Annotated in this window: 22 protein-coding genes; 7 read left to right on the top strand and 15 right to left on the bottom strand. The window is 67.2% G+C overall.

Going from position 1 to position 26442, the window contains the following annotated elements:
- Positions 1–342 precede the first annotated feature (342 nt).
- Positions 343–789 (bottom strand): DoxX family protein, encoded by a 447-nt coding sequence (locus NLI01S_RS20920; protein ID WP_067607219.1) that lies wholly within the window; start codon positions 787–789, stop codon positions 343–345.
- Between the two features lie 190 nt (positions 790–979).
- On the bottom strand, positions 980–1486 hold the full coding sequence (locus tag NLI01S_RS20915; protein WP_067607236.1) for a MarR family winged helix-turn-helix transcriptional regulator: 507 nt from the start codon (positions 1484–1486) through the stop codon (positions 980–982).
- Positions 1487–1909: 423 nt separating this feature from the next.
- On the opposite strand from NLI01S_RS20915, the gene NLI01S_RS20910 reads away from it, so the two are divergent.
- Positions 1910–2485: an NADAR family protein gene (locus NLI01S_RS20910; RefSeq protein WP_067607217.1), complete on the top strand. Its 576-nt coding sequence runs from the start codon at positions 1910–1912 to the stop codon at positions 2483–2485.
- 246 nt (positions 2486–2731) lie between these two features.
- On the top strand, positions 2732–2974 hold the full coding sequence (locus NLI01S_RS20905; protein WP_067607215.1) for a hypothetical protein: 243 nt from the start codon (positions 2732–2734) through the stop codon (positions 2972–2974).
- 23 nt (positions 2975–2997) lie between these two features.
- Here NLI01S_RS20905 and NLI01S_RS20900 read toward each other — a convergent pair whose 3' ends face one another.
- Positions 2998–5451, bottom strand: coding sequence for a beta-glucosidase family protein (locus tag NLI01S_RS20900; protein ID WP_067607213.1), 2454 nt, complete (start codon positions 5449–5451; stop codon positions 2998–3000).
- Between the two features lie 167 nt (positions 5452–5618).
- On the opposite strand from NLI01S_RS20900, the gene NLI01S_RS20895 reads away from it, so the two are divergent.
- The gene (locus tag NLI01S_RS20895; RefSeq protein WP_067607211.1) at positions 5619–6266 is read left to right on the top strand and encodes a TetR/AcrR family transcriptional regulator; all 648 of its coding nucleotides are present in this window, start codon (positions 5619–5621) and stop codon (positions 6264–6266) included.
- 149 nt (positions 6267–6415) lie between these two features.
- Here the strand turns inward: NLI01S_RS20895 and NLI01S_RS20890 are convergent, their stop codons facing one another.
- Entirely contained in the window at positions 6416–7732 is a 1317-nt protein-coding gene (locus tag NLI01S_RS20890; RefSeq protein ID WP_067607209.1) for a L,D-transpeptidase, read from the bottom strand.
- 332 nt (positions 7733–8064) lie between these two features.
- Between NLI01S_RS20890 and NLI01S_RS20885 the strand changes: the two genes are divergently transcribed.
- Together NLI01S_RS20885 and NLI01S_RS20880 are read left to right on the top strand one after the other, a co-directional pair.
- Positions 8065–8388, top strand: coding sequence for a DMT family transporter (locus tag NLI01S_RS20885; protein WP_067607207.1), 324 nt, complete (start codon positions 8065–8067; stop codon positions 8386–8388).
- Between the two features lie 40 nt (positions 8389–8428).
- A complete protein-coding gene (locus NLI01S_RS20880) occupies positions 8429–9013 on the top strand; it encodes a TetR/AcrR family transcriptional regulator (RefSeq protein WP_067607205.1) in 585 nt (194 codons plus the stop codon).
- 66 nt (positions 9014–9079) lie between these two features.
- Here the strand turns inward: NLI01S_RS20880 and NLI01S_RS20875 are convergent, their stop codons facing one another.
- The 6 genes from NLI01S_RS20875 to NLI01S_RS20850 all read right to left on the bottom strand — a co-directional run bounded on the left by NLI01S_RS20875 (position 9080) and on the right by NLI01S_RS20850 (position 18995).
- Positions 9080–11101: an ABC1 kinase family protein gene (locus tag NLI01S_RS20875; protein WP_190318545.1), complete on the bottom strand. Its 2022-nt coding sequence runs from the start codon at positions 11099–11101 to the stop codon at positions 9080–9082.
- 265 nt (positions 11102–11366) lie between these two features.
- Positions 11367–12950 carry a D-alanyl-D-alanine carboxypeptidase/D-alanyl-D-alanine endopeptidase gene (gene dacB / locus NLI01S_RS20870; protein WP_371850627.1) on the bottom strand — a complete coding sequence of 528 codons (1584 nt, stop codon included), beginning with the start codon at positions 12948–12950 and terminating at the stop codon, positions 11367–11369.
- Positions 12951–13134: 184 nt separating this feature from the next.
- Entirely contained in the window at positions 13135–15288 is a 2154-nt protein-coding gene (locus NLI01S_RS20865; protein ID WP_067607200.1) for an ABC transporter ATP-binding protein, read from the bottom strand.
- Positions 15285–16205, bottom strand: a complete 921-nt coding sequence (locus NLI01S_RS20860; protein WP_067607198.1) for an ABC transporter permease — start codon at positions 16203–16205, stop codon at positions 15285–15287. The genes NLI01S_RS20865 and NLI01S_RS20860 overlap by 4 nt, the downstream gene beginning before the upstream one ends.
- Positions 16198–17208: an ABC transporter permease gene (locus NLI01S_RS20855; protein WP_067607195.1), complete on the bottom strand. Its 1011-nt coding sequence runs from the start codon at positions 17206–17208 to the stop codon at positions 16198–16200. Before NLI01S_RS20855 ends, NLI01S_RS20860 begins: the two co-directional genes overlap by 8 nt.
- An 83-nt stretch (positions 17209–17291) precedes the next feature.
- Positions 17292–18995 (bottom strand): ABC transporter family substrate-binding protein, encoded by a 1704-nt coding sequence (locus NLI01S_RS20850; protein ID WP_190318544.1) that lies wholly within the window; start codon positions 18993–18995, stop codon positions 17292–17294.
- Positions 18996–19634: 639 nt separating this feature from the next.
- On the opposite strand from NLI01S_RS20850, the gene NLI01S_RS20845 reads away from it, so the two are divergent.
- Together NLI01S_RS20845 and NLI01S_RS20840 are read left to right on the top strand one after the other, a co-directional pair.
- The gene (locus NLI01S_RS20845) at positions 19635–20108 is read left to right on the top strand and encodes a hypothetical protein (protein WP_067607191.1); all 474 of its coding nucleotides are present in this window, start codon (positions 19635–19637) and stop codon (positions 20106–20108) included.
- A gap of 136 nt (positions 20109–20244) precedes the next feature.
- Positions 20245–20853, top strand: a complete 609-nt coding sequence (locus tag NLI01S_RS20840; RefSeq protein WP_067607189.1) for a rhomboid family intramembrane serine protease — start codon at positions 20245–20247, stop codon at positions 20851–20853.
- Positions 20854–20985: 132 nt separating this feature from the next.
- Here the strand turns inward: NLI01S_RS20840 and NLI01S_RS20835 are convergent, their stop codons facing one another.
- The 5 genes from NLI01S_RS20835 to dcd all read right to left on the bottom strand — a co-directional run bounded on the left by NLI01S_RS20835 (position 20986) and on the right by dcd (position 26439).
- Positions 20986–21891, bottom strand: coding sequence for a glycine betaine ABC transporter substrate-binding protein (locus NLI01S_RS20835; RefSeq protein WP_067607188.1), 906 nt, complete (start codon positions 21889–21891; stop codon positions 20986–20988).
- 327 nt (positions 21892–22218) lie between these two features.
- Complete coding sequence (locus NLI01S_RS20830) at positions 22219–23148, bottom strand: glycine betaine ABC transporter substrate-binding protein (protein WP_067607186.1); 930 nt, start codon at positions 23146–23148, stop codon at positions 22219–22221.
- 44 nt (positions 23149–23192) lie between these two features.
- Positions 23193–24413 (bottom strand): ABC transporter permease, encoded by a 1221-nt coding sequence (locus NLI01S_RS20825; RefSeq protein WP_067607184.1) that lies wholly within the window; start codon positions 24411–24413, stop codon positions 23193–23195.
- Entirely contained in the window at positions 24410–25438 is a 1029-nt protein-coding gene (locus NLI01S_RS20820; protein ID WP_190318543.1) for a quaternary amine ABC transporter ATP-binding protein, read from the bottom strand. The genes NLI01S_RS20825 and NLI01S_RS20820 overlap by 4 nt, the downstream gene beginning before the upstream one ends.
- Before the next feature lie 410 nt (positions 25439–25848).
- The gene (dcd, locus tag NLI01S_RS20815) at positions 25849–26439 is read right to left on the bottom strand and encodes a dCTP deaminase (protein ID WP_067607233.1); all 591 of its coding nucleotides are present in this window, start codon (positions 26437–26439) and stop codon (positions 25849–25851) included.
- Positions 26440–26442: the final 3 nt, after the last annotated feature.

The raw sequence follows: 26442 nt of genomic DNA, 5'->3' as shown, positions 1-26442 counted from the left end.
TGCTTCGCTCCTGGGAGCAAGATCAACACGGTTCCGACCCTGGTAGAAGGGGCAGTGCCCGGCTTGGCGCGAGCGAGAACGGGAGCGCCGGTGTTGGAGGGGTACCGCTGAGGGTGAGGGCGGTGGGGCCGGCTCACCCTCACCATCCCCACCGGATCCGGCTTCTTCTCTTGCTTCTCGGCGGGGTGGTGCTCCCAGCTCCGCCGATTCACCTTGGCCTCACCCCCGCCTCCATCCCCGGGGATCACTCATCTAGAGGAGAAAGCCCTTCGGGAGAATGGAACCGACGAAACGGCGACGGCCGCCCAGCGTCATTGGTGGGCGGCCGTGTCGAAGGGAGGGTCAAGCGGCGTGCACCGCGGTCTTGCCCTCCGAGCGGACACGGCGACGCCCCCAGGGCAGCACGCTGTCGACGGCGAAGCGGCCACCGGAGAAGCCCAGGGCCAACGCCGCGGCGGCCAGGACCAAGAGCAGTTCGAAGCCGCCGACCAGCGGGTCTCCGACGTGGGCGAAGAAGTAGGCGTTGCCCATCATGAGGGCGAGGAGCACCCCGGCGATGGGCAGGGCGAACCCGACAATGAGCGCCGCCCCCGCACCGACCTCGATGCCCGCACCCAGCAGGGCGGCGAATTGCGGAAAGGGGATGCCCATCGCCTCGAACCCTCCGGCGGTGCCCTCGAGGTCCGTGGCCTTGGGCAGACCGTGGGCGATGAAGACGACACCGACGACGACGCGCGCGATCAGGGCGGTCAGGTCACTGATCCTGGTTCTGGCTATCTGTTCGGTCATGGTGCGTTCCTGTTCTGTGAGCGAGCTTCCCGGTGGTCGAGGCCGGCGTCCGGTTCCGACACTTGAGACCACAACCTTTTTCCGGGAAACAACAGGGTAATGCGTATCCGCTCGCACACATAGCGTGCCAAGCGGAGAAGTTACGATCCCCACACAAGCGCCCTGCTCAGGATGGATAACAGAATCCTGTTCAGTTTCGGACTTCAGACCCCTTCGGATCCGAGTACCGCGGTTCCTCGCCGTGGGGATCCAGCGAACCCAACATCGCCTCGGAGATCTCCCGCAGCTGCCCGACCTGCTCCCGGGTGAGCGTGTCGAACACCAGGCGCCGCACCTCCTGGACGTGCCCGGCGGCCGCCTCGCGCAGCGTCTCCATCCCCCTGTCGGTGAGTTCGACCAGGGTCGTGCGCCGGTCTCCCGGACGCTTGAAGCGGCGGATCATCCTCTCCGCCTCCAGGCGCGCCGCCGCGTGCGACAACCGGCTGGGCGAGGAGCGCAACAGGCGGGCCAGGCGCGTCATCGTCAGCTCCCGTTTCGGAGCCTCGGAGAGCATCGCCAGGATCTGGTAGTAGGCGTGCGGCATCCCGGAATCATGCCTGAGTTGGCGATCCAGCGCCCCGTCCAGCAGGTGCACGGCCATGAGGAAGGTGCGCCAGGTCCGCTGCTCGTCATCATCGAGCCACCATGTCTCGGTCATCGGACCCGAACCCTCCGAACCACTCGAACGCTCGATCATGTCCCCGGCCGTCGACAGAGCCCACTGGTCTGGTCCGGAACAAGGCGATCCTCATCGTCTCGGCGCATGGGGAGACGCTCCTCCCGACCTCGGAGCCACGGCCGCTCACACCCCGCCGACCCATGGTCATCGGGGCTTTCCGCAACGCTACTACGCCGTAACGTATGACGGCCCGGGCACGCGCGAACCCGCCCCGCTCGTACGTGAACCCGTGACCGGTACAGGTTCCCGGACCCGCTGACGGCCGTGTGCCCCGGGTTCCGGCACAAGCCCGCCAAACGGCCCATCCGCCCCCGAACGGGTGGACGTCTTCCCAGCGCACAAAGCCATCAAACACACGAAAAGGTCTACCGACCTCGGCCCGGTTCTGCGAGACTCCCCAACATGACGGGCACACACAACCCTGCCGACGCGAGGACCGTGGAGGATCTGCTCCGCATCGACGGACGGATCAAGTACGTGCACTTCTGGGGCCATGAGCCATCACCGGACGGGCTCACGGCCACCTGCCTCTCCCAATGGTGGCCGGCCGACTTCACCGTCGACGGCGTCACCTACCGCACCGCCGAGCACTTCATGATGGCCGAGAAGGCGCGACTCTTCGGTGACACCGAGGCCGCCGAACGGATCGTCGCCGCCGAACACCCCAAGCAGGCCAAGGAGATCGGCCGCGAGGTCGAGGACTTCGACGAGGAGACCTGGGAGCGCGAACGCTTCGGGATCGTCGTCCGAGGCAACCTCGCCAAGTTCGGTCAGAACGAGGACCTGCTGGAGTACCTCCTGGGCACGAAGGAACGGGTCCTGGTCGAGGCCAGCCCCCGCGACCGAGTGTGGGGGATCGGGATGGGACGGGAGAACGAGAACGCCGAACGTCCCAAGTACTGGCGCGGACGCAACCTACTGGGCTTCGCGCTGATGGAGACCCGTGCCCGTCTAGCCGCCGAACACGCCACCGCCTGACCCATCGACATTCGCCCACGCGGGGCCCGGAGGGACCACCTCCGGGCCCGTTTCGTCCCTTGGGTCCCATCCCGATCGGCTGTTCTCCCCGATTTCATCCCGGGTCTGGCCGATCACCCTTCTCGGCCCTCCCCACCGGCGTAGAGTCCGCACACGCGAGCATCACGATGCCCCGGCAGCACGGCACGTCGGCCGTTCCCGGGACACCGTCCTCGCTTCTTCCAGGACCACACCCAGGGGATTCCCATGGCCTATTACCGGATCCGACTCAACGACGGCACCAGTCACACCCTCCAGGCGATGCGTATGCGAACCGACGCCGGCGGCTTCTACTTGGAGGAGCGCGAGGCGGGCGACTGGCGCGAGGTCTTCAGCAACCCCATCACCGAGGTCGAGCGCGTCCAGCGCCGGTTCACCGAGAACGACGGCACCTGGACCTGGCTCCAGGAACGACTGCCCGCCCCCGTGGGCGGCGTGCGCGCCTGGTGATCCCACAGCGCCCCGGTACCGAATCAGCGCACATTGAAGGTGAGCCGGTGCGTGATGGCGCGACTGGAGGAACCCACCGCCAGGTGATAGACGCCCTCCGGGGTGCGCCATGCGTGCTCGAGGGGGTCCCAGATCGCGAGGGCGCGTGGTGGGACGTCGAGGTCGACGGTGACGGTCCGGCCCGGCGCGACGCGCACCGAGGCGAAGGCCGCCAGGGAACGTAGCGGGCGCGGGGGTCCGTCCTCGGTGGGCGGTTCAAGGTAGACCTGCACGACGTGGTGTCCGGGACGCCGACCCGTGTTGGTGAGGGTGACGGTGACCGTGGGCGCCCCGGGGACCAGGCCGTCGGTACCCGGGGTGGTCCCCGGTGTGGACAGCGCCGCGTCGTCGATCCGCCAGTCGGTGTAGCCCAGACCGAATCCGAACGGGCGATGCGGTTCGATCCCGTCTCGGTCGTAGGCACGGTGACCGACGAACACCCCCTCGGCGTAGTCGTGGATTCCGTCGACGGGGCGAGTGTCCAGGATGGGCACGTCGTCGTGGTCGCGCGGCAGGGTCCAAGGGAGTCGGCCGGTGGGTTCGGCGCGGCCGGTGAGGGTGTCGGCGAGGGCGTGGCCGTACTCCTGGCCACCGAACCAGGACCATAGGACGGCGGGCACCTCGTCGAGCCAGGGCAGGAGGACGGGTGCGCCGGCGTTGACCACCACCGTGGTGTTCGGATTGGCGGCGTTCACGCGTCGGACGAGTTCGTCCTGGCTTCCGGGCAGGGCGAGGGTGGGGCGGTCGTAGCCCTCGGACTCGACCTCGTCGTTGGTACCGACCACGACGATGGCGACGTCGGCGGTCTCGGCGACGCGGACGGCCTCCTGGATCTCCTCCTCCACGGTGGGGCCGGGCGGCGCGTGTCGGATCTGGACGATGACGCCACGGCCGAACCCGCCGAAGTCACCGACCTCCATGTCGACGTCGATCGACACGGTGCGGGGCCCGGTGCCTTCGGGGACCTCGATCTCCACGCGGGGTCCCTCCGGGTGGGCGTGGCGCGATTGGAGGATGTCGTCGACGGAGGCGCGTTGGTCGCTCTCCGAGACGACCTCGTCATCGATCCGAATGGTGTGCACGCCCATGGCCGCGACCTCGATCCGGTGGGTCCCGGGCTCGGTGAGGGTGAGGTTCGAGACGAGGACTGCCCGTTCCGCGCTCTCCTGAGCGTCGATGTGGAAGGCTCCGCCCGGCACCTCGGGGGTGTCGATGGTCTCGCCCCGGCCGTCGTAGAGGGTGAGGTCGGCCTCGGTGAGGTACTCGGTGGAGACGACCGGTAGGAGGCGTCGGGGATCGCCGCCGCGGACGAGGGTCACCTCGACGTGCTCGGGCAGCACCTCCCGCAGCCCCTCTGCCGGGTCGACCAGGTACTCGGCGTTGACGTGCGCGCTGCCACCGCCCTGGGTGTAGGCGTCCACGGCGTTGGGACCGATGAGCGCCACCGTACGCACGGAGTCGGCGAGCGGCAGGACGTCGCCCTCGTTACGGAGCAGGACGTGGCCGCGCGAGCCGACCTCTCGCAGAATGACGTGTTCGTCCTCGCCCGCCACGGCGGGGGTGTTGTCCCGGTCGAGTTTGCCGACCCGTTCGGCCAGGCGGAGCAGTCGGACCACCTTCTCGTCGATGACGGACTCGTCGACCTCACCGGCGCGGACCGCGTCCACCAGTGCCCGCCCCCAGGGTCCGTCGGGCCCGGGCATGACGATGTCGAGTCCGGCGTCGGCGGAAGGGGCGGTGCTCCGGGCGGCGGCCCAGTCGCTGAACACGACTCCGTCGAACCCGAGCTCGCCTTTCAACAGGTCGGTGAGCAGTCGGTGGTGCTCGGTCATGGTGGACGACTCGGCTCCGTCGTCGACACCGTTGTAGGCGGCCATGACGGTCCATGCCCCGGCGTCGAGCACGGCCTCGAAGGGCGGGAGGTAGACCTCACGAAGGGTGCGCTCGTCGATGCGGGAGACGTAGCCGGTGCGCTCGTGTTCGGTCTCGTTGCCGATGAAGTGCTTGGGGCAGGTGCCCACGCCCTCGCCCTGGACGGCGCGGACGAACGCGGCGCCGAGTTCGGCGGTCAGGTGGGGGTCCTCGGAGAAACACTCGAAGTGTCGCCCGCCCGCCGGGGAGCGGTGGAGGTTGAGCACGGGGGCCAGGACCACGTCGACGTCCTTGCGACGGGCCTCAGCGGCGAAGAAGCGACCCACTCGCTCCATGAGTTCGGTGTCCCAGGCCGCGGCGACCGCCGTGGGACTGGGCACGCCCGCGGAGTGTTCGTCCTCGGTGGCCTCGGTCCCTCGTACCCCGGCGGGTCCGTCGGAGACGGTGATCGGGAGCAGGCCGATCTCGGTGGCGGCGTGCAGGACCCAGCCGGTCCGACCGGTGAGCAGGCGCACCTTGTCCTCCAGGGGGAGGAGGGTGACGCGCCGGCGAAGATCTGAAGTCATGAGCCCCTAGCCCTGTGATCCAAGTCTCTTGCCGCGAACAGTACTTACTTAATATTCATTAAGCAAGAGAGGTAAGGGAACATCGGTAGCGTTGACGCACCCGGGACCGAATCCCCCAGTCATCGATCCGGGGTACCCCCGTGGTACGAGGAAGTGGAGAACGGACCATGAACGAGACGACCCCCACCGGCGCACGTTCTCCCGAGGGGGAGCCACCCTCACCGGCCCCGCGCAAACGGGTCAATCGCCGCGAGCGGATCCTGCATACCGCGGCCGAGGTGTTCGCCGCGCAAGGGTTCAACAACACGTCACTGGCCGACATCGCGGCAACACTCGACATCACCCCCGCGGGGGTCCTGCACCATTTCGGCTCCAAGACCGAACTGCTCACCGCGGTGCTGGAATTGCGCGACACCAACGACCCCGCTCCCTCTGGCGAGGGCATGCTGGACCACCTGGTCGCCACCGCCGATCGCAACGCCGAACGCCCCGGTACGACCCAGCTGTACGCGGTGCTCTCCGCCGAGAGCGCCACCGCCCGGCACCCCGCCCAGGACTGGTTCCGGGACCGGTACACCGTGCTGCGTCGGGAGGTGGAGGACGCGGTCCTGGACCGGATCGGGCCGGAGTACCGCGAGACGGCGAGCACCCCCGGACCCGACGGGCACACCCCCGCCTACTCCGCGGCCACCGCGATCCTGGCCGCCATGGACGGCCTCCAGGTGCAGTGGCTGCTGGACCCGGAAGCGGTGGAGATGGCCACGGTCACCGAGCTGGTGATCGATGCGCTGGTGGCCCGGCTGCGCCTGACGTAGGACCGGAGGCGTTCGGAGGTCACCCGGTCCTGAGCGGGCTCGGAGACCGTACAGGCAGGCATACGAAGGGGCGCCCACGGTGCCGTGCACCGCGGGCGCCCCATGTCGTCTCGTTCCGGCCCGTCGGGGCCCGGTGACGACCGCGCTCGCTACAGGTCCTCACCGTGGACGGAACCCGGGGTCCCGTCGGTGGTCATCTGCGCCTCGTCGGTCTCGCTGCCCTCGAGCCATTCGTCCCAGGACTTCTGCCAGTAACCCCAGCCGTTGTCCCACTCGAACTCGCGGTCGGTACCGGTGGTGTCGAGGATGTCGCCCATCAGGGTGTTCTCGTAGAACCACACCGCGTCGTCCATGCGCAGGTTGGTGCAGCCGTTGGAGGTGTTGGCCGAACCGATCGCCCCGTTGCTGGACATCTCGTGCACGAACTCGCCGCTGTTGGAGGTGCGAACCGCGTAGTTGACGTCCACGCGGTAGGAACCCGGGGAGTCCTCGGGGATGCCCACGGTGCTGGAGTCCATGGTGATGGTGTCGTAGCGCTCCATGAGCACGTGCACGCCGGTGGTCGTGGTGTCGAACCGACGGTTGGCCGCACCGTTGCTCACGTCGATGGTGCGCTCGTGCTCGCCATCGATCTCGATCTCCATCTCGTGGTCGGGCACGTGCATCGTGGCGATGAGCTCGCGGCCGACCTCGAAGTCGATCTGGTAGTCGCGCACACCGTAGACGCCCTCGGAGGCCTCGACCCCGGACAGGTTCAGGTCGACGGTGACGTTCTGGTGCGGTTCCCAGTACTCCTCCGGCCGGAAGACCGCCATCTGGTCGGTCACCCAGTTCCAGGCGCCGGCGATCTCCTGCTCGGCGACCACGTTCATGGAGTTCTCGACCTGGCTCTTGTTGCTGACCGGCATGTCGAAGTTGATCACGACTGGCATGCCGACACCGACGGTGTCGCCGGAGCTCGGAAAGTTGGAGACCAACTCCAGGCGTTGGCCGGCGACCGCCTCCAGGGTGCTGAACTCACTCGTGACCTCGGTCTCCTCACCCGCCTCGTTCTCCGCGGTCGCGGTGACCACGATCTCCGAGCCCGGACGCAGGTTCCAGTCACTGATCCACTCGGTGCCGTCCTCGTTGATGGTGCCGGTCATCTCGTACAGCTCGGCCTCGTCGTCCTCACCGTCGGCCTCGCCGCCATCGGGGACGGCGGCTTCGTCGACCACGGTCTGGTCGATCTGGACGTCACTGATGGTTCCGTGCTCGGCGGTGACCCGGACCGGGGTGTTGGGCGCGACCTCCTCGCCGCCCTCTTCCGGGGTGATGCTCAGCTCGGCCGGTTCCGCGTCCGCGGCGGGGTCGGAGTTGCTCTGAGTCTCGGCGTCGCCTGAAGTGCACGCGGTCGCGACGAGCGCGAGCGCCACGAGTCCGATGCCGAACCGGCGCTTCACCGCCGACTGGGTCTTGCCCGTCACGTCTGGACCTCCATAGAACATCTCGATAACCGGCCTACGTCAGTTAGACGCTCCGATCCGGAAAAGGTTCTGAACTCCCGCGTATCGGTATGGAGCGGTTATCGGATGGTGTCCGACCCACCTCGCCCGGAATCGCTGAGAATACACCCAGGGGGTACATGACCGGCCCACCAGGGGGTGGGTTTTCGGCCGACCCGAATCACTCCCACCTTGCCCCCTCCATCATGCACCGCGTAGAATCTTGTTCGTTCGCTCAGGTTCTTTGACGAACGAAAGCTGAGCATTCGAACAGGTTTCCTCCGGGGGCCCGAAGGACACTAAGGAGCCGTGCCATGCCGTGGATGTGGTTGGCCGGAGCGATCGTCCTGGAAGTGATCGCGACCACCTCACTGAAGCTCTCCGAGGGGTTCACCCGTCTGTTCCCCTCCATCGTCGTGGTCATCGGCTACGGCGGCGCGTTCTACGCGCTCTCCCAAGCGCTCGCCAGAGGCCTGCCGCTCGGGGTCGCCTACGGGACCTGGGCCGCCATCGGGGTCGCCCTGGTCGCCATCATCGGAGCGGTCCTGCTGGGAGAATCCCTCACCTGGACACAGATCGGCGGCATCGCCCTGGTCATGGCCGGGGTCATGGCCCTGGAGATGGGCGCGAGACATTGAACGCGTGCGCACCGGCCGGCCATCGAACGGGAGGAACATCGTGAACACCCTGGAGACCACCGAGGACCCGGAGAGCATCAGCGACGGTCGCCGCCGCAAGGGCGAACAGCGACGCCGGATCCTGTTGGACGCCACCATGGCGGTCATCGCCCGGGAGGGTGTCACGGCGGTCAGTCAGCGTCGTGTGGCCACCGAGGCCGAGGTCCCGCCCAGCACCGTCACCTACTACTACGCGACCATCGACGACCTCCTCGTCGACACGCTCACCCGGGTCAACGACGCCTACGTGTCGGTGGTGGAGGCCCTTCCCGACGACCCGGACGTCGCGCTGCGCGGGTTCGCGGCACTCATCGCCGAGGGCACCGGGCACGACCGCGCCCACGCTCTGGCGGAGATGGAGCTGTTCCTCATCGCCGCCCGACGCACCACCCTGCGGGATCAGGTCACGCGTTGGCACGACGCGGTGGACGCCTTCCTCTCCCCCTACCTGCCGAATCCGGAGGCCCGTGCCGGGGTGGCCGCCGCCTGCGACGGCTACTTCCTGCACTGCTGCGTCCTGGAACCACCGCCCTCCGCGGACCAGGTGTACCGGTCCCTGCGCCGTCTGATCGAACAGGCCACCTGACCGTTCGCGCCGCTTGGCGGGCCAAGCCACCCGACCGACCTCGAACGGTCGGCACCCGTGTCCCCCTCAGCCCCGCTCGCCCTTCGACCCATCCCGGACCATGTCCACCAGCAAACGCAGCACGAACATCGCGGTGGCCGCCAACAGGACCCACGCCAACAGGTTGAGCGCTTGGGTGTGCGTGGCCAGGTTCGACCAGGCCACCCCCGACTGTTCGGTCACGTTGAACAGCCCCACCGACATGAACCCGGTGACCACCGCCAGGACGGTCATGACCGCGCGGCGCATCACCGAGCGCAGGAGTCTTCGGTCCTCCGGGTGGGCGAAGAGCCGCGCCTGCACCGTGAACCGACCCTTGTGAAGCTGGTCGGTGATCCGGTCGAGCCGACGTGGCAGTCGGCGCAGGGTCGGCAACAGAGCCAACAGCTCACCGGTCGCCAGTTCCCGCAGGTCTCCGCCACCCAACCGCTCCGACATCCGTGCCCCGGCGTACCGTTTGGCCTCGGAGACGGTGTCGAACCCCGGGGCGAGGAACATCAGTGTTCCCTCCAGGGTGGCCAGGGCCCGAAAGACCGCCGCCAGTTCGGCCGGAAGGACCAGCCCGAACCGGGTGACCAGCATGAGCAGCTCGGTGAACATCCGCATACTGGTCGTGGCCCCACCGTGCAGGTAGCGCGCCATGAACCGACCGAGCGACCGGCGCAGCCGTTCCGAGTCGATCTCCCCCGGATCGTCCACCACGTCCAAAAGCGTGTCGGTGAGCAGGACCGCGTCACCCCGGTCGATGGCCATCAGCATCATCTGCAACGCTTCGCGGGTCCGGGCGTCCAACCGTCCCACCGACCCGTAGTCGAGCAGACCCACCCCTCCGTCGTCGAGCAACAGGATGTTGCCCGGGTGCGGGTCGGCGTGGAAGATCCCGCCGGCGAGCACCTGCTCCAGCAGGCAGTCCAGCAGGATCTTGGCGATCTCCTCCCCACGCTGCTCCGGCAGCTCGGTCCCGTCGATCTGGTGCCCGTGCAGTCGTTCCATCACCAGCACCCGCCGGCTGGTGTAGGCCTCGTGGACCCGTGGGATGCGCACCGGCGAGTCGACGGACGCCTCCGCGACGGCGGCGATGTTGGCCGCCTCCACCTCGAAGTCCAGCTCCTCCAGAAGGGCGTCGGCGAACCTATCGGCGAGGCCGCGCACCCCGATCGCGGGCCCCCATTCGGTGTGCTCGTCCACCCGTTCGGCGAGGCGTCGGATGATGTCGAGGTCGCGCCGGACCACCGGACCGATCCCTGGTCGTTGCACCTTGACCACGACCTCCTCGCCACCGAGCAGCCGCGCCGGATGCGCCTGGGCGATGGAGGCGGCGGCCAGGGGTTCGGGGGCGAAGTCGGCGAACACCTCGTCGACCCCGCGCCCCAGTTCGGCGGCCACGCAGTCGCGGATGTCGTCGTAGGGGACCCGCGCCACCTCGCTGTGCAGCCGGCCCAGTTCCTCGACGAACACCGGCGGCAGCAGGTCGCGGCGGGTGGCCAGCACCTGGCCGAGCTTGACGAAAACGACCCCCGCCTCTTCCATGGACCGGGCCAGGGAACGGGCGAGTCTGCGCTGTACCGAGGTGTCGTCCACCCCCTCCCGCCGGCCTATGACGTATCCGCCCAGGCCGTGCCGGACCAGGATCCACAGGATCCCGCGGTACCGGCCCAGCCTTCCGAACAGGTCGGTGGTCTTGCGGAGCATGGCGACCGGCCGGACCCGGGTGCCCCGTGGCATGAGGAGTTCGAGGGCGACGAACGCGAGCATCGAGCCCACCGCCATCGCGAACAACATCAGCGCCATGAAGCCCGGCTGGTCCATCCGGGCCGGTTCCGCGGTGCTCAACGCGTCGAAGGAGCCGTAGTAGGCCAGGATCGCGCCCACCGACCCGATCGGTGCGCCGAACATCGCGGCCAGCGCCAGACGTGGCAGGTTGAAGGGCACGGCCATGAGCCGGCTGGCGAGCTTGCCCAGACCCAACAGGACCAGGATCATCACGACCAGGGAGAAGACCTGCCCGATGATCATGCCCAGCACCGATGTGACGGTCAGCGATTCCACACGGAAGGCCCTTCTGCGGCACGGCGCGGCGGGGAGCCGCGCCGTGGGAGGAACGAGGTGGCGGGAGAGCCCCACCGAGTTCCACATTGCCGGCTTCGGGCGACCCGCGACAGTCCATGTCCCCAGCCTGTGGACGACTCCATCGAACCGCACCGACCCCCGAACACGAACGAGGGCCCGTCGATCGTGAACCGCTCCCTCGACGGGCCCTCGTCACCGCTCATGCCACGCCCCTTTCAGGACGGTCGCACGGGCGCTATCGGTCTCAGCAGGTCAGCTCCCAGGAGCACTCCAGCTCCCCGCTCACCGCGGGCTCACTGCGCAGGGACATGGTCCCCTCCGGGGCCTGGTTGCCCAGGTACTCGGCGAGCCGGACCACGATGGCGTCCTGCACGTGCAGGGGCGCCGCACCGGCGTGGTCGTTGTTGACGACGCTGAAGTGGACCTCCGAGCCGTCCGGACCCTGCACGTAGCCGGAGAGAGCACTCACCCCGGTCATGGTGCCGGTCTTGGCCTGCGCGACGCCGTCGGCCGCCGTGCCGCCCATACGGGAGGCCAGCGTGCCACCGACGAACGGGTCGCTGTCCCCGGCCACCGGCAGGGAGTCGTGCCAGATCTCGTACCAGGGGGCGTCCTGCACCCGGGTCAGCAGGTCGACCATGCTGTCCGCGGTGATCCGGTCGGTGCGGGACAGACCCGAACCGTCGTTGAGGACCAGGTCGGAGGTGTCCACCCCGAGCTCCTGGAGCGCTTCCTCGACCCCGGCCAGTCCGGCCTCCCACGAACCCTCGTCCGCGGTCTCCCGGCCGATGCTCTTGACCAGCATCTCCGTGTGGCCGTTGTTGCTGAACTTCACCAGGGGGACGAGGATCTCCTCCAGGGGCATGGAGGTGTTCTCTGCGACCGCGTGGGACTCGTCCCAGGTCTGGGGAACCTCGCTCCGGGCGACGTCGCCCTCGACCTCGACCCCGTTCTCCTCCAGGGCCTCGACGAAGACGTGCCCGGCCAAGCCCGTGGGCTCGTCGACGGTGAGCAGCTGCACCGGCGACTCGGCGTCGGCGGGCAGGCTCCCGGTCACCTCGATGGTGTTGGTGCCGACCGGACGGTCGACCGCCAGGGTGTTCTCACTCCCGGCCGGCCCGGTGACGGCCTGGTTGTCGACCTCCACGTAGCCATCGGCGGCACCGGGGTCCACGCTCACCGCGTCACCATCGTCGGCGGCGGTGACGGTCACCTCCGTCACCCCGGTGTCGTAGCGGTCGCCATGGGCGACCGTGAGGGCCGAGATCTGCGCGGAGAAGGCATAGGGCTCGTCCTCGGGCAACCAGTCGTCCACCAGGCGCTGATCGTCGAACCAGGTGTCGTCGGCGTACACCTGGCCCACCGAGGTGATCCCTGCGGCGGCCACGTCCGCGGCCATGGCGTCGAGGTCGTTCGCGCTGAGCGTCGGGTCGCCGCCACCGACCAGGTACAGCCCGGGCACCTCTCCTTCGGCCGCGTCGTCCTCCACCACGGCCTCGGTGGTGAAGGTGTGGTCGGGGCCGAGCACCTGCAGTGCCGCCGCGGTGGTGAAGGACTTCATGTTGGAGGCGGGCAGCAACGAGCTGTCGGCGTTCGCCGAGTAGAGCTCCTCACCGCTGTCGGCGTCGGTGACCACCACACCGGAGGTCGCGCCCTCCAGCGCGGGATCCTCCAGGATCGCGTCGATGTCGGTCGCCAGGTCGTCCGCGCGCTCCGCCTGGTCGGCGGTGTCGGCGAGAGCGGGGGTCGCCGCCAACGTGAGGGAAAGAGTGATGAAGGTGGCAGCCGACCACCTTCCATGGAAACGGCGGGGGGCAGCGAGTGCCAAGATTCTCCTTCTGAGAAATCAGTCGGGGGTTATGTGCGCGTCGAAACTAGCGGATATTCGTGTCCGATACCAAGACCGGCGTGTCGTCCCTGGTGACGACGGCACAAGGAAAACGGCGTCGTGGATAGTGTTCCCACGACGCCGTTCGGATACCACCGTGCCGGCGGCGAACCGCCGGCACCCGTCAAATGAGTTCGACCACCTCGGAGTAGTGGCAGGCGTCCCGGTGTCCGGCGCCTCGGTCCAACAACTCCGGCGGTTCCTCCACGCATTTGGTGCGCTCGACGTCCGATAGCTCGTTGGCGAATTTCGGGCAACGAGTTCGGAAACGACAACCCGAGGGTGGGTTCGCCGGGCTCGGGATGTCACCCGTGACCATGATCCGCTCCCTGGTCCGCTCCTTGATCGGGTCGGGCAGCGGGATCGCGGAGATCAACGCCTGGGTGTACGGGTGCGCGGGAGCGCTGAACAACTGCTCCGTCGTGGCCGTCTCCACCATCTTGCCGAGGTACATCACGGCCACCCGGTCGGCGATGTGCTTGACCACCGACAGGTCGTGCGAGACGAACAGGTACGACAACCCCAGCTCGTCCTGGAGGTCCTCCAGCAGGTTGATCACGCCCGCCTGGATGGACACGTCCAGGGCCGAGACCGGCTCGTCCAGAACCAGCACCCGGGGGTTGAGCGACAGGGCACGGGCCACACCGATGCGCTGTCGTTGGCCACCCGAGAACTCGTGCGGATACCGCGAACCGTGTTCGGGGTCGAGTCCCACCAGTTCCAGGAGTTCCTTGACCCGCCTGCGCGCGTCCCGGTGCCCGTCCCCGTGGATGCGCATGGGTTCGGCGATGATGTCCGAGACCGTCATGCGCGGGTCCAGGGAGGCGAACGGGTCCTGGAAGACCAACTGCAGGTCCTTGCGGAGCGGACGCATCCGCCGGTCGGAGAGACCCTGCAGGGGACGGCCCATGTACGTCACCTCACCCGAGGTGAGCCGGATGAGGTTGAGCAGCAACCGCGCCGTGGTGGACTTGCCACAGCCCGACTCCCCCACCAGCGCGAGCGTCTCCTTCTCCCGCAGGTCCAGCGAGATGCCCGAGACCGCCTGCACCTCTCCGACCTTGCGGCGCAGGATGCCCTTGGACCGGATCGGGAAGTGCTTGACCAGGTCGGTGGCGCTGAGCAGCACATCCGGTTCCACGGGGTTCTTCGGTTCGGGTTCGCCCTCGGTCGTCTCCGGGCGCTCCTCACCGGGTCGGAACAGGTCGGCCGCCCCCACGCCCACGAGCTCGTCGCTGAAGTGGCAGGCCGCCGTGTGGACGGTGGGAGCGCCCGCCTCGGAGGGTTCCCGGCCGGTATCACCGTTGGTGAGCAGCAGCCGCGGCTCTTCCTGGTGGCACCGTTCGCGCGCCATCGGGCAACGCGGGGCGAACCCGCAGCCCGGGGGCAGGTCCCGCAGGGAGGGCGGGCTCCCGAGGATGGGCGTGAGCCGGTCGGAGCGGTCGCCGTCCAGTCGGGGCAGCGAGCCGAGCAGCCCCAACGCGTAGGGCATGCGCGGCCGGTAGAAGACCTCCTCCACCGGGCCCATCTCCACGATGCGGCCCGCGTACATCACCCCGACCCGGTCGACCTGACCGGCGACGACACCGAGGTCGTGGGTGATGAGCACCAGGGCCGCGCCGGTCTCCCGACGGGCCCGTTGGAGCGCGTCCAGGACCTGTGCCTGGACGGTCACGTCGAGCGCCGTGGTGGGCTCGTCGGCGATGATCACGTCCGGCTCGTTGGCCATGGCGATCGCGATGACCACGCGCTGGCGCATGCCGCCGGAGAGCTCGTGCGGGTACTGCCTGAGCCGCTGCTCGGGCGACGGGATACCCACGATCTCCAGCAGTTCCAGCGCCCGCTTCATGGCGTCCTGCTTGCTCACCTTCCGGTGTGCGAGCACCGCCTCGGCGATCTGGTAGCCGATCGTGTAGACGGGGTTGAGCGAGGTCAGCGGGTCCTGGAAGATCATCGCGATCTTCTTCCCTCTGACCTGGCTGATCGCCTTGTCGTCGAGCCCGATGACCTCTTGGCCCAGGACCCGGGCGGAGCCCTCCACCCGTGCGTTCCTGGGCAACAGGCCCATGATCGCCATGGAGGTCACGGACTTGCCCGAGCCCGACTCCCCAACGATGCCCAGGGCCTCGCCCCGGCGCAGCACGTAGGAGACCTCGCGGACCGCCGGAAGCGGGCCGTCGTCGGAGGGGAAGGTGACGCTCAGGTCGGAGACCTCGAGCACCACGTCGTCACCGGTCTCGGCGGTGGCGTGTTCTTCGTTCATGTACTCAGTCGTCATCGCCGCACCCTGGTCTGTCGTGGGTCGAGGGCGTCCCGGAGGCCGTCACCGATGAAGTTGATCGTCAGACAGATCAGCACCAGCAGCACACCCGGCGGATAGAACAGCCAGGGACGCGTGGTCACCGCCGTGCGCGCGCTGCCGATCATCTGGCCGAGCGAGATGTCCGGGAGCTGGATGCCGAGCCCGAGGAAGGACATGCCCGCCTCGGCGAGGATCGCCACGGCCACCAGCAGGGTGGCGGCGACGATGATCGGTCCGGCCGCGTTGGGCAGCAGGTGCCGAACGATGATCCACGGCGCGGAGGCCCCCGAGGCCCGGGCCGCCTCCACGAACTCCTGTTCCCGCAAGGACAGGACGACGCCGCGGACCACACGCGCGATGGTCGCCCACGAGAAGATCGCGATGATCAGGGCGATGGCGGACCAGGACGCCCCGGCCCCGGCACTGCCCGCGATCGCCGCGGCGGCGACCAGCAACGGGACGATGAGGAAGATGTCGACGACGCGCATCATCAACGCGTCGACGCGGCCGCCGTAGTACCCGGCCGTGGCACCCCACAGGGAACCGACGACGGTGGAGACCAGCGAGACGGTGAAGGCGACCTTCAGGGTCTGCTGGGCCCCGCGCATGAGCTGGGCTAGGACGTCGTTCCCGGCCGCGGAGCTTCCCAACGGGTGATCGCCGCCCGGCGGCAGGTTGCTGGGGATCTCCTTGTAGACGGTGTGGTCCCACACCCAGAAGAAGGGCCCCACGAACGCGAACAGGACGATCAGGCCCAGCAGGACCAGGCTGACCATCGCGGGTCGGTGCCGCGTGAACCTGATCAGGATCGTCTGCAACTGGGTCCGGTCGGCGCTGTCCCTCTTCTTCGCCGTACCTCGGCGGGCTTTCCCGATCATGCCGTTCTCACTCATAGCGGATCCTTGGGTCGAGCACGGCGTACAACAGGTCCGCGACGAGGTTGGCCACGATCACGATGATCCCGCTGAGCAGCAACCATCCCATCAGCGCGTAGGAGTCGTTGTTGTCCACCGCCGTGATGAAGAAGTCGCCGAGACCACGCCATTGGAAGACCGTCTCGGTCAGGATGGCCCCGTCGATCACACCCGCGACGCTGATGGCCACGACCGTCGTCAGCGGGATCAGCGCGGTGCGCAGGGCGTGACGACGGATGACCACGTGGTTGCGCAGCCCCTTGGCCCGGGCCAGACGCACGTAGTCGCTGTTCATCACCTCGAGCATGGAGGTGCGCTGGTAGCGGCTCCACGAGGCGAAGCTGATCAGCATGAGCACGAGCGTCGGCAGGGCCATGTGGGCGAACGCGTTGACCAGTTGGTCGCCCAACGGTTCGCCCTGGGCTCGGAAGCGTCCGTCACCGATGGTGGCGAAGACCTGTTCGCCCACCAACTGGTTGAACTTGACCCCGGCCGCCTGCATGATGCCCGCGAGCCAGAAGGTCGGCATCGCCAAGGCCAGGAAGCCGACGAAGGTGAGCGTGTAGTCGAGCTTGGAGTACTGGCGCAGAGCGCTGATGACACCGGTGATGATCGCCAGGCCCAACGCGAAGACCATGGCGGCGCCCACCAGGCGCAGGGTGGTCCATAGACGTTCGGCGATGGCGGGGCCGATCTCGTACTGCGGCCCCTGGGTGGACGGGCCGAACTCACCCTGGAGCAGGCCGATGTCGCCGTTGCCACCGATTCCGGTCATCCACAGCCAGTACCGCTCGGGCATGGAGCGGTCCAGGTAGAGGCGCGCCTCCGCCTGCTGGATGACTTCCTCTGTGGGCGGTGGCTGTTGCATCCGGATGTCGGCCAGCGGGTCACCGGAGACGTCGATCATCACGAAGGTGAGGATGGATGCGAGGACCAGGACGGGTATCGCGCCCAGGACGCGTCGCATCGTGTAAACGAGCATGGAAGTGATCCTTCAGGGATGGGCGAGGATCGGCCCGGCCCCGGGAGGGTGTCCCGGAGCCGGGCCTGGGCACTCGGTCCGCCCTAGTCGGCGATGGTCCATTCACCGACGTTGTGGGTGGAGCGGTAGCTGGACTGGAGGTTGTCCTCGACTCCCGCGAGCCGGTCACTGTTCACGAAGGAGTAGTTCGGCTCGTGCATGATCGGCAGGACGTAGGCCTCCGGGACCAGGATCTCCATGGCCTCGTTCAGGTGACCGGCGGCGGTGTCGAGGTCGGGGGCGTTGGCCGCCTCGTCGACCAGCTCGTCGACGTCCTCGTTGTCGAAGCCACCGAAGTTGCTGTCACTGTCGCTGCGCCAGTACTGGGCACCCGACGTCACGAAGTACGGGTTGCCCTGCCAGCCGAACTGCATGATGTCGTAGTCGTTCTCGGCGAGCGTGCCACCCAGGTCGTCGGTCACCTCGATGTTGGTGGTGATGCCGATCTCGGCCAGGTGGGCCTGGATGAGCTGGAGCGAGGTGTTGCGCACGACGGAGTCGGTGCTGCGCAGACGGAAGGGGCCGACCTCCTCACCGTCGAGGGTGAGAGTGTCGCCGACCTCGTAGCCGGCGTCCTCGAGGATCTCGGTGGCGGCGTCGATGTCGCCGGTGCCCTGCGTCTCGCCTTCGTAGTGGTCCACGAAGTAGGGGCTGTCGTTGCCGAAGATGTGGTTGTTCTTCAGCTGGTATTCGGGGTAGCCGGCTTCGTAGTTGCGCGAGGCGATCTCGTCACGGTCGATGGCGGTGAAGATAGCGCGTCGCAGCTCGACGTCCTGGAGGAACTCGTTGTTGAGGTTGATGTCCACGTGCTCCCAGGACGCGCCCTCACCGATCGAGGTCTTGGCGTTGGGCAGGTCCTGAAGCTGGGTGTAGACGTCCTCGTTGTAGGAGAAGGGGTTTCCGCCGTGGATCTCATCGTTGCTGAAGGCGTTGACGAAGGTGCCCTCGTCGGTGTTGAACATGAAGGTGACCCGGTCCAGGCCGGGCTCGTCGCCGAACCATTCGGGGTTCGGTTCCTTGACGACCTCGTTCTCCAGGTCTCCCTCGACGATCTGGAACGGGCCGCCGGACCACTCGGGGCGCTCGGCGTGCAGCCAGGCGAAGAACTCGCCCAGCTGGTCCGGATCGTCGACGTCCCAGCCGTTCTCCTCGGCCAGGTGGGAGGGGAGGAAACCACCGGCGACGCTGTGCGAGTCGAACAGGCCCATCCACTCGGCGTTGGCCTGGCCCTCCTTCAGAGTGACCGTGGCGGTCTTGCCATCGACCTCGATGGCCTCGACCTGGTCGGGGTTGGTGCTGGAACGGGAGTCACAACCGTTGCAGTGGCCCTCCTCCGGTCCAGCGGACATCAGCCAGGTGACCCGCAGGTCCTCGCCGGTCATCGGCTCGCCGTCGCTCCACACGGCGTCGTCGGCGAGCGTGAAGCTGAACTCGAAGGGCCCCTCGTCGGGGTCGTCGTTGATCAGGGTGGGCTCTTCGGCGAGGACGTCCATGTCGTACTCGTAGGTCTCAGCGTCGGCCAGCCACCCGCCGGTGCTCGGAAGAATGCCGGAGAGCATCTGGATGACGTAGACGCTGCCACCGGCCGCACTGATGGACTGCCATGCGCCGGGAAGGGTCTCGATGACCCAGGTGGCTTCCCTGAGGCCGTCGTCCTCCTCCCCTCCGCCACCGCTACAACCACTGGCCACCAACATTGCTGACGACGCCGCCGCGGCGAGCGCCAGCGTCTTTCGACGCTTGAACATAGTCACACCCTTGATCACTGAAGCGACAGGACACGGGGGAGATGCCCCAAGGGCACGCCCCGACAAAACTAGGCGATTAGTCGATCAGAAGACCATTTACCGAAAAATCTGTATAGCCCCAATGCCGGTTTTGTGACCCATCCGCAACCGGTTCGCGCCCATCGGCCCAATCCCGAGTCATGTTTCCTCAATACCCCGGCAACGCACCGTGTCACTTCACATCGACGCAGGCCAAAGGACCCACGGGAAAACCCGCCAATCATCTGGGATTCGGACGACCGACTAAAGGTTTGCGGTTAATCGGTTACCGCGAACAGCCCCGACACATAAGTCAACAATGTTTAACTACGGCGAGGACGCGAATCACTACCAAGAGGGAAGTGGACACGGAGAACCATACATACCAAATCGCACCAAAACAGGACAGTTCACCGATTCGATTTCCACCCCAGAAAACATAGGATGAACCAATCATCGACTCTTGTATCCGTACGAAACTCGAAAATGGACACGAACATGTCCTGAACCCCACCACCAAGATGTCCGAAATCGAGGGTCTCGCACACACGAAGCGGATAAGGTTCCGTGTGACGACCTCCGTCATCCTCAGCGCCCCGCCCAGCGAGAGAGGCATCCGCCGTGTCCGAATCGGTCCGCCTGGTCTGCCCCGTAGGTCGTAAGTACGTAGAGACGTGGGCCGGTTACGTGCTGCTGATCCTGGGCTTGATCACGGCGCTGATCGGCTCCGGCCACTGGGCCGGCGTCACCCTCGGGGTCCTGCTCGTGCTCGGCGGCGCGGCCTGCGCCGTCCACGGCCACCTGATCAGGAAGCCCGTGCTGGAGATCTCCGAGGACGAGTTCCGTTACGAGCGCGGGTCCTACGTCGTGAGCGTCCCCTTCGAGGAGATCGGCTCCTACCGCCTGCTGCCCGGACGCATTCGTTCCCTGGGCCTGTACGACACCACCGGACGGGCCAAGCGTTTCCCGTCCCTGTCCGGCCGCCGCACCGCGCGCAGCCACCTGCCGTTGACCGGGATGATCCAGCCCGCCAGGGTCGAGGCCTTCATGGCCGTCGCCGGCATCCCGCCCCGCGAGCGCTCTCTGACCTCCTGACCGGGGCGCCGCACCGACCCCGCCTCGGGCCGAGCCGCACCGTTCCGCCCCGAGGACAGTCAGACATTCCTCTCTATTCGCCACACACACCGCGACGGACATACCGCCACAAGGCCTGTTCCTTTACGCTCAAAGTGTGAAGCAGTCCAGAATCACCGCCATCCTGACCGTAGCGGGGATGCTCGCGGCCATGTGGGTGTTCGAGATCGTCGACACCGTCCCCGGCATACGGCTCGACCAAGAGTTCGGGCTGCGCGCCTGGGACACGAGCGCCCCCTGGACGATATTGACCGCCCCGTTCATGCACGCCAACTTTCCCCATCTGATCGGTAACTCGCTGCCGTTCCTGGTGCTGGGGTCCCTGGTCGCCTTCAGCGGCCAAGGCCGCTTCCTGCTCACCACCCTGATCGTGGCCGTGGTGAGCGGTGTGGGCGTGTGGCTGTTCTCCGTCCCGGGCGTCCCCACAGTGGGCGCCAGCGGACTCGTGTTCGGCTACTTCGGCTACACCGTCCTACGCGGCATCATCGAGCGCAAGACCGTCGACATCGTCATCATGATCTGCGTGGTCATCTTCTACGGGACCATGATCTGGGGGGTTCTGCCCCAACACCCCGGCGTCTCGTGGCAAGCGCACCTGTTCGGTTTCATCGGTGGACTCCTCGCCGCCTACATGCTGCCCAAGCGTGAGGCCGATCGTCGGCTCAGCCCCGGCGGCGGTGCGCAGGGCGGCTACTACGCCCCCTGAACCGCGGGACCGGAACTACGCGAGCGGACACACGGCGGGGGCCGTCCTCCCGGATGGGATGACGGCCCCCGCTTCTCGTGCTCCCCCTCGGCGTGAGGGGTCGCCGTCCGTTCGCGCGCACGGTCACATGGGTCAGAACTCCAGGCCCTGCGCCGCCTCACCCATGGTGCGCTCCAGGAACATGGGGTTCTTCGACAGCCACTCGCGGGCCCCCGCGGTGGCGTCCTCCACACCGGGGGCGACCGTGAGCACCTCCAGTTCCGCCAGTTCGTCGTCGTTCATGGTCCAGTCCTGGATCCACTCGGTCAGCTCCGGGTAGTCCTCACCGAAGCCGCCTCGACCGACGGAGTGGATGTTCTCGGCCTCGCCCATCAGCCCCTGCGGGTCCTCGAGGTCCTTGAGGCCGTACTGGGCGTAGGCCGGGTGCGGACGCCACAGCGTCACGACGATGGGCTCCCGCGCCTCGTACGCCTCACCCAACTCGGCCATCATCGAGGCACCCGACGACGTCTCCAGGTCGAATTCCTCGTCGAGCAGGTAGCCGGGCATCGCCTGATCACGAGTGACCCGGGTCAGACCCGCGTCCGGTTCGATACCGACGATCGTCCCGCCCAGGGCGTCGGAATGTCGAGGAAGGTCGTCGATCGAGGCCACGTCCTCCATGTACTCGGGAACCGTCAGGGTGAGGGAGGCGTTGTCGTACCAGGAACCCAGGGTCTCGACCCGTCCCCTGTGCTCGTCCATGTACTCGTGGTGCGTGACCGGGAGCCACATGTCCAGATACAGGTCGAGCTCGCCGTTGGCCACCCCCTCGAAGGCGGACGTCAGATCGGTCTCGGTGACCGTGACGTCGTAGCCCTTCTCCTCCAGGATCACCTCCCACAGGTGGGTGACCGCGATCGCCTCCTCCCAGCCGATCAGCGCGATCTCGACCTCCTTGAGGTCCTCGCCGCCCTCTTCGGCCGCGCATCCGGTCAGCAGGAGTACCCCGCCCATCCCGGCCGCGACCAGACTCTTCAGGCCCTTGTGGCTGTACATCCTTGGGGTCTCCCGCCCTCGAAGTCCTTCTGTGCGCCCGTGCGTCGTGGAGGGTCGACCGCCGACGCGGGCTCTGTGCCGACACGCGGAAACGGCCGTCCCCAGCACGGGAACGACCGTCTCAAATGTACTTGAACCACCAGTTCACGCGTGAGAACGACCGCTGAAACTCCAGCCCGTCGTGGTCGTTCGCGTGACCGGCCACGGATCTTCGCCACGGCTCCGGACAACCGTGCCCATGACGAGGGGCCGCCCCCCGGTGGCTCGGGTCCTGGTGGGACGGCCCTCATGAGTGCGTACCCGTCGAACGGGTCCGCGTGGAAGTCCTTAGAACTCCAGGCCCTCGGCGTCCTCGCCCAGGGTGCGCTCCAGGAACTCGGGGTTCTCCGACAGCCAGACGCGGGCGCCCTCCTGCGGCTCGTCCTCGTACTCGTCGAGTGTGAGCACCTCCAGCGTGGCGAGCTCGTCGTCGTCCATCGTCCAGCCCTCGATCCAGCCGGCGACATCCGGGAAGTCCTCTCCGAAGCCCTCGCGACCGATGGAGTGGATGGACTCCGCCTCGCCCATCAAGCCCTCGGGGTCCTCGAGGTCCTTGAGGTCGTGCTGGGCGTAGGCCGGGTGCGGACGCCACAGGGTGACGACGATGGGCTCCTCGTCGGTGACCGCGGAGTCCAGCTCGGCGAGCATGGCCGCGCCCGAGGAGGTCACGAGCTCGAACTCGTCGTCCAGGCCGTAGCCGGGCATCGCGCTGTTCTGGGTGGTGTCGGTCAGGCCGGCGCCCGGGTCGATACCGACGATGCGGTTGTCCAACTCGTCCGCGTGGTCGAGCAGGTCCGGGATGCTGTTGACGTCCTCCATGTACGTGGGGACCGTCAGGGTCAGGATCGCGTTGTCGTACCAGGAACCGAGGTCCTCGATCTGGTCGCCGTAGTCGTTCCAGTACTGCTCGTGCGTGGCCGGGAGCCAGGTGTCCAGGTACAGGTCCACGTCACCGTTGGCGACGCCCTGGAAGGCCGGGGCGACGTCGACGTCGGTGACGTCGACGTTGTAGCCCTTCTCCTCCAGGATGACCTCCCACATGGCGGTGGTGGCGATGGCCTCCTCCCAGGCGATCAGAGCGATGCTGATGTCCTGACCGCCCTCTTCGGAGTCCGAACCACCGGTCAGGTCCTCTCCGCCGTTTCCACAGGCGGACAGCAGGAGCACTCCGCTCATGCCGGCGGCGGCCAGACCCGTCATGCGTTTACGGCTGTACATCTTCGGGATTCCCTTCCCTAGTGGCTTTCGTGGACCGGCCGATGTCAGGAAGCGACACGGGCCTGCGGGCTGTTCTTGGTGACGGCGGCGGTGAGGCGGTCCAGGAAGATCGCCAGGATCACCACGGCGATACCGGCCTCGAAACCGAGCGCACCGTCGTTACGGGTGATGCCCTGGTAGACCTGGCTGCCCAGACCACCGGCGCCGACCATGCCCGCGATGACGACCATGGAAAGGCCCAGCATGATGACCTGGTTGACTCCGGCCATGATCGTGGGCAGGGCGAGGGGAAGCTGGATACCGGTGAGGATCTTGCTCCGGGGCGCGCCGAAGGCCTCACCCGCCTCCACCAGTTCTTTGTCGATACCGCGGATTCCGAGTTCGGTCAGGCGTACGCCGGGCGGCATCGCGAACACGATCGTCGCGACCACACCGGGCACGGCGCCGATCGAGAAGAAGAAGATCGCCGGGATCAGGTAGACGAACGCGGGCAGCGTCTGCATCAGGTCCAGGACCGGCTTGACGATCTTGCTGAGCATGTCGCTGTAGGCGGCCAGGATACCGATCGGGATCGCGATGACCACGGCCACGAGACTGGCCACCAGGACCAGGCCGAGGGTGTCCATGGCGTTGGCCCACTGTCCGACGGAGGCCACCACGGTCAGGGCGATCACCGCGAACAGCCCCATGCGCCAGCCGGCCACCGAGAGCGCGAGCAGGCTCAGCAACAGGATCATCAGCAGCGCCATCGGCCGGGTGAGGATCATCGGCAGCAACAGCCATCCGAGCAGCACCGCGATCAACCAGCCACCGGCGACGACCCCGGCGCGGACCCGGGTCCGCTTCTCGACCACTCCCAGCGCGGTGACCGCGACCAGGAAGACGAGGGAGACCACGAAGTAGGGCTCAACGACCGTGTCGAACAGGTTCATCGCCCAGATGAAGAGCCCCGGAACGGCGTTGATGACGGCCGTCACGACACCGAACAGTGCTTCGAGGACGTACAGCAACGAGACACCGATGACGATGCCGAGCAGCGGAAGCCGACGCCAACGCACCAGCGGCGCGGCGATGATCACCGCGGCGATGAAGGCCAACTGCCCGGCCGCGGGTTCGACGAAGAACCCGGACAGGACGGCGACCGCCCACCGGATGAACTCACCGCTGAGGTCGAAGAACCAACCGAAGTTGGCCTTCAACCAGCTGTTGAACGCCTCGAATCCCTCACCGAGGGGCAAGGAGGGCGGAAAGTCGACGGGTGTCACTTGCTCTTCTCCCCGTTCGCGTTGGTGTTGAGCGAGGCGAGCACGGACTCACGGGTCACCATGCCGAGCACCTCACCCTGGTCGGAGACCACACGCAGACGATCCGAGGTGGACACACTCGAGAACAGGTCGGCGACGGCGGTGCCGGCGCCGACCTGCGGAGCGGAGTCGTCCTTGGCCACGGAGGCGTCGATGACGGCGGACGCGGTGAGCACCCGGGACCGGTCCACGTCCTCGATGAAACGTTCCACGTAGTCGTTGGCCGGGGAGTTGAGGATCTCGGCGGCTTCTCCGATCTGGGCGACACGACCGTCCCGGAGCACACAGATCCGGTCACCGAGGCGCATGGCCTCGTTGAGGTCGTGCGTGATGAAGATGATCGTCTTGCCCAGGCTCGCCTGGAGCTCGATGAGCTGCGTCTGCATGTCGCGGCGGATCAGCGGGTCCAGCGCGCTGAACGCCTCGTCCATGAGGATGATGTCGGTGTCCGCGGCCAGGGCGCGGGCCAGGCCCACGCGCTGCTGCATGCCACCGGAGAGCTGCTGCGGGAGCTTGTCCTCCCATCCCTCCAGCCCCACCAGGGCGAGGGTCTCCTTGGCCTTCTCGAAGCGCTCGGCGCGCGGCATTCCGCGCAGCTCGAGGCCATAGGCCGCGTTCTCCAGCACGGTGCGGTGCGGGAGCAGGGCGAAGTGCTGGAAGACCATGCTGATCTTCTCGCCCCGAAGCTTGAGCAAATCCTTCTTGTTGAGGGCGGTGATGTCCACGCCGTCGACCTCGACCGACCCCGCGGTCGGGTCGAGGAGGCCGTTGAGCATCCGGATCAGCGTCGACTTACCCGAGCCGGACAGGCCCATGACGACGAAGATCTCGCCCGGTTGGACCTCGAAGGACACGTCGATGACGGCGGCGGTCACGTCGAGGTCGGCGATGGTGTCACGGTGGCTACCGTCGGACAGCCGTTCGACGGCTACCTTCGATTGCTTACCGAACACCTTGTACAAGTGGTCTGCGCGTACTGCTGGCACGGTCTCCTCTACGGGGCTGTCCCTGTCGCGAAGGCCCGCTGAGGATTGTCGGTCCCCATCGCGAGCCCGCGGTCTCCACAGGTGAGTGGTCCGCGCAGAGCCCCCCGTGCGCGCCCGTCAAAGGGCGAAACCATCACCTGGTCACGTCGGGGCGCCACCTTACCGAGATGTGAACGCACAGTTCAGGCGGCATGTCACTACCAAATAACATGTTTAGCCGCCATAAAACACGTCCGTCGACCTGTAGAGCCGGATGTAGCTCCCGCAGAGCGCCCCAATGTGATTTACGCCACTACACATTTTAGGGCGACAAGGGTCACAGTTCCATGTCAGGCACATGGAACAACGGAACGTGTCAAAACATGACCGTACCGTAAGGACGTTTTGAGGCTTCGAAGCGCCCCCGTGCTCTAACGCTCCTCCTCCACGACCCGGGTCCGAACGAAGTTCTGGTGCGAACGCGACGGGGTCGGACCGCGTTGTCCCTGGTAGCGCGAGCCGTAAGCGGCCGAGCCGTACGGGCGCTCCGACGGTGAGGTCAGCTCGAACATGCACAGCTGCCCGATCTTCATGCCCGGGTAGAGCTTGATCGGCAGCGTCGCCATGTTGGACAACTCCAAGGTCACGTGGCCGGAGAACCCCGGATCGATGAACCCGGCGGTCGAATGCGTGAGCAGACCCAGCCGCCCGAGAGAACTCTTGCCCTCCAACCGGCTCGCGATGTCGTCCGGCAGGGTCACCACCTCGTAGGTGGAGGCCAACACGAACTCGCCGGGGTGCAGGATGAAGGCCTCATCCCCGTCGGTCTCCACCAGCCGGGTGAGGTCCGGCTGTTCCACAGAGGGATCGATGTGGGGGTACTTGTGGTTCTCGAAGACCCGGAAGAAACGATCCAGACGCACGTCGATGCTGGACGGCTGGACGAGAGAGGGGTCGAAGGGATCGATCCGGACCCGCCCGGACTCGATCTGCTTATTGAGGTCACGATCGGAGAGCAACACGGT

This window comes from Nocardiopsis listeri NBRC 13360, assembly GCF_001570765.1.
GTDB classification, from domain to species: domain Bacteria; phylum Actinomycetota; class Actinomycetes; order Streptosporangiales; family Streptosporangiaceae; genus Nocardiopsis; species Nocardiopsis listeri.
The sequence above is the reverse complement of the archived record's forward strand: the minus strand, read 5'-3'. Positions and strand labels throughout refer to the sequence as shown.

Coding starts and splice junctions, on each gene's coding strand:
- NLI01S_RS20910 (WP_067607217.1), top strand. CDS start 1,910: ATGACGGGCACACACAACCCTGCCGACGCGAGGACCGTGGAGGATCTG.
- NLI01S_RS20865 (WP_067607200.1), bottom strand. CDS start 15,288: ATGACGACTGAGTACATGAACGAAGAACACGCCACCGCCGAGACCGGT.
- NLI01S_RS20920 (WP_067607219.1), bottom strand. CDS start 789: ATGACCGAACAGATAGCCAGAACCAGGATCAGTGACCTGACCGCCCTG.
- NLI01S_RS20855 (WP_067607195.1), bottom strand. CDS start 17,208: ATGCTCGTTTACACGATGCGACGCGTCCTGGGCGCGATACCCGTCCTG.
- NLI01S_RS20850 (WP_190318544.1), bottom strand. CDS start 18,995: ATGTTCAAGCGTCGAAAGACGCTGGCGCTCGCCGCGGCGGCGTCGTCA.
- NLI01S_RS20835 (WP_067607188.1), bottom strand. CDS start 21,891: ATGTACAGCCACAAGGGCCTGAAGAGTCTGGTCGCGGCCGGGATGGGC.
- NLI01S_RS20905 (WP_067607215.1), top strand. CDS start 2,732: ATGGCCTATTACCGGATCCGACTCAACGACGGCACCAGTCACACCCTC.
- NLI01S_RS20860 (WP_067607198.1), bottom strand. CDS start 16,205: ATGAGTGAGAACGGCATGATCGGGAAAGCCCGCCGAGGTACGGCGAAG.
- NLI01S_RS20900 (WP_067607213.1), bottom strand. CDS start 5,451: ATGACTTCAGATCTTCGCCGGCGCGTCACCCTCCTCCCCCTGGAGGAC.
- NLI01S_RS20885 (WP_067607207.1), top strand. CDS start 8,065: ATGCCGTGGATGTGGTTGGCCGGAGCGATCGTCCTGGAAGTGATCGCG.
- NLI01S_RS20830 (WP_067607186.1), bottom strand. CDS start 23,148: ATGTACAGCCGTAAACGCATGACGGGTCTGGCCGCCGCCGGCATGAGC.
- NLI01S_RS20915 (WP_067607236.1), bottom strand. CDS start 1,486: ATGACCGAGACATGGTGGCTCGATGATGACGAGCAGCGGACCTGGCGC.
- NLI01S_RS20895 (WP_067607211.1), top strand. CDS start 5,619: ATGAACGAGACGACCCCCACCGGCGCACGTTCTCCCGAGGGGGAGCCA.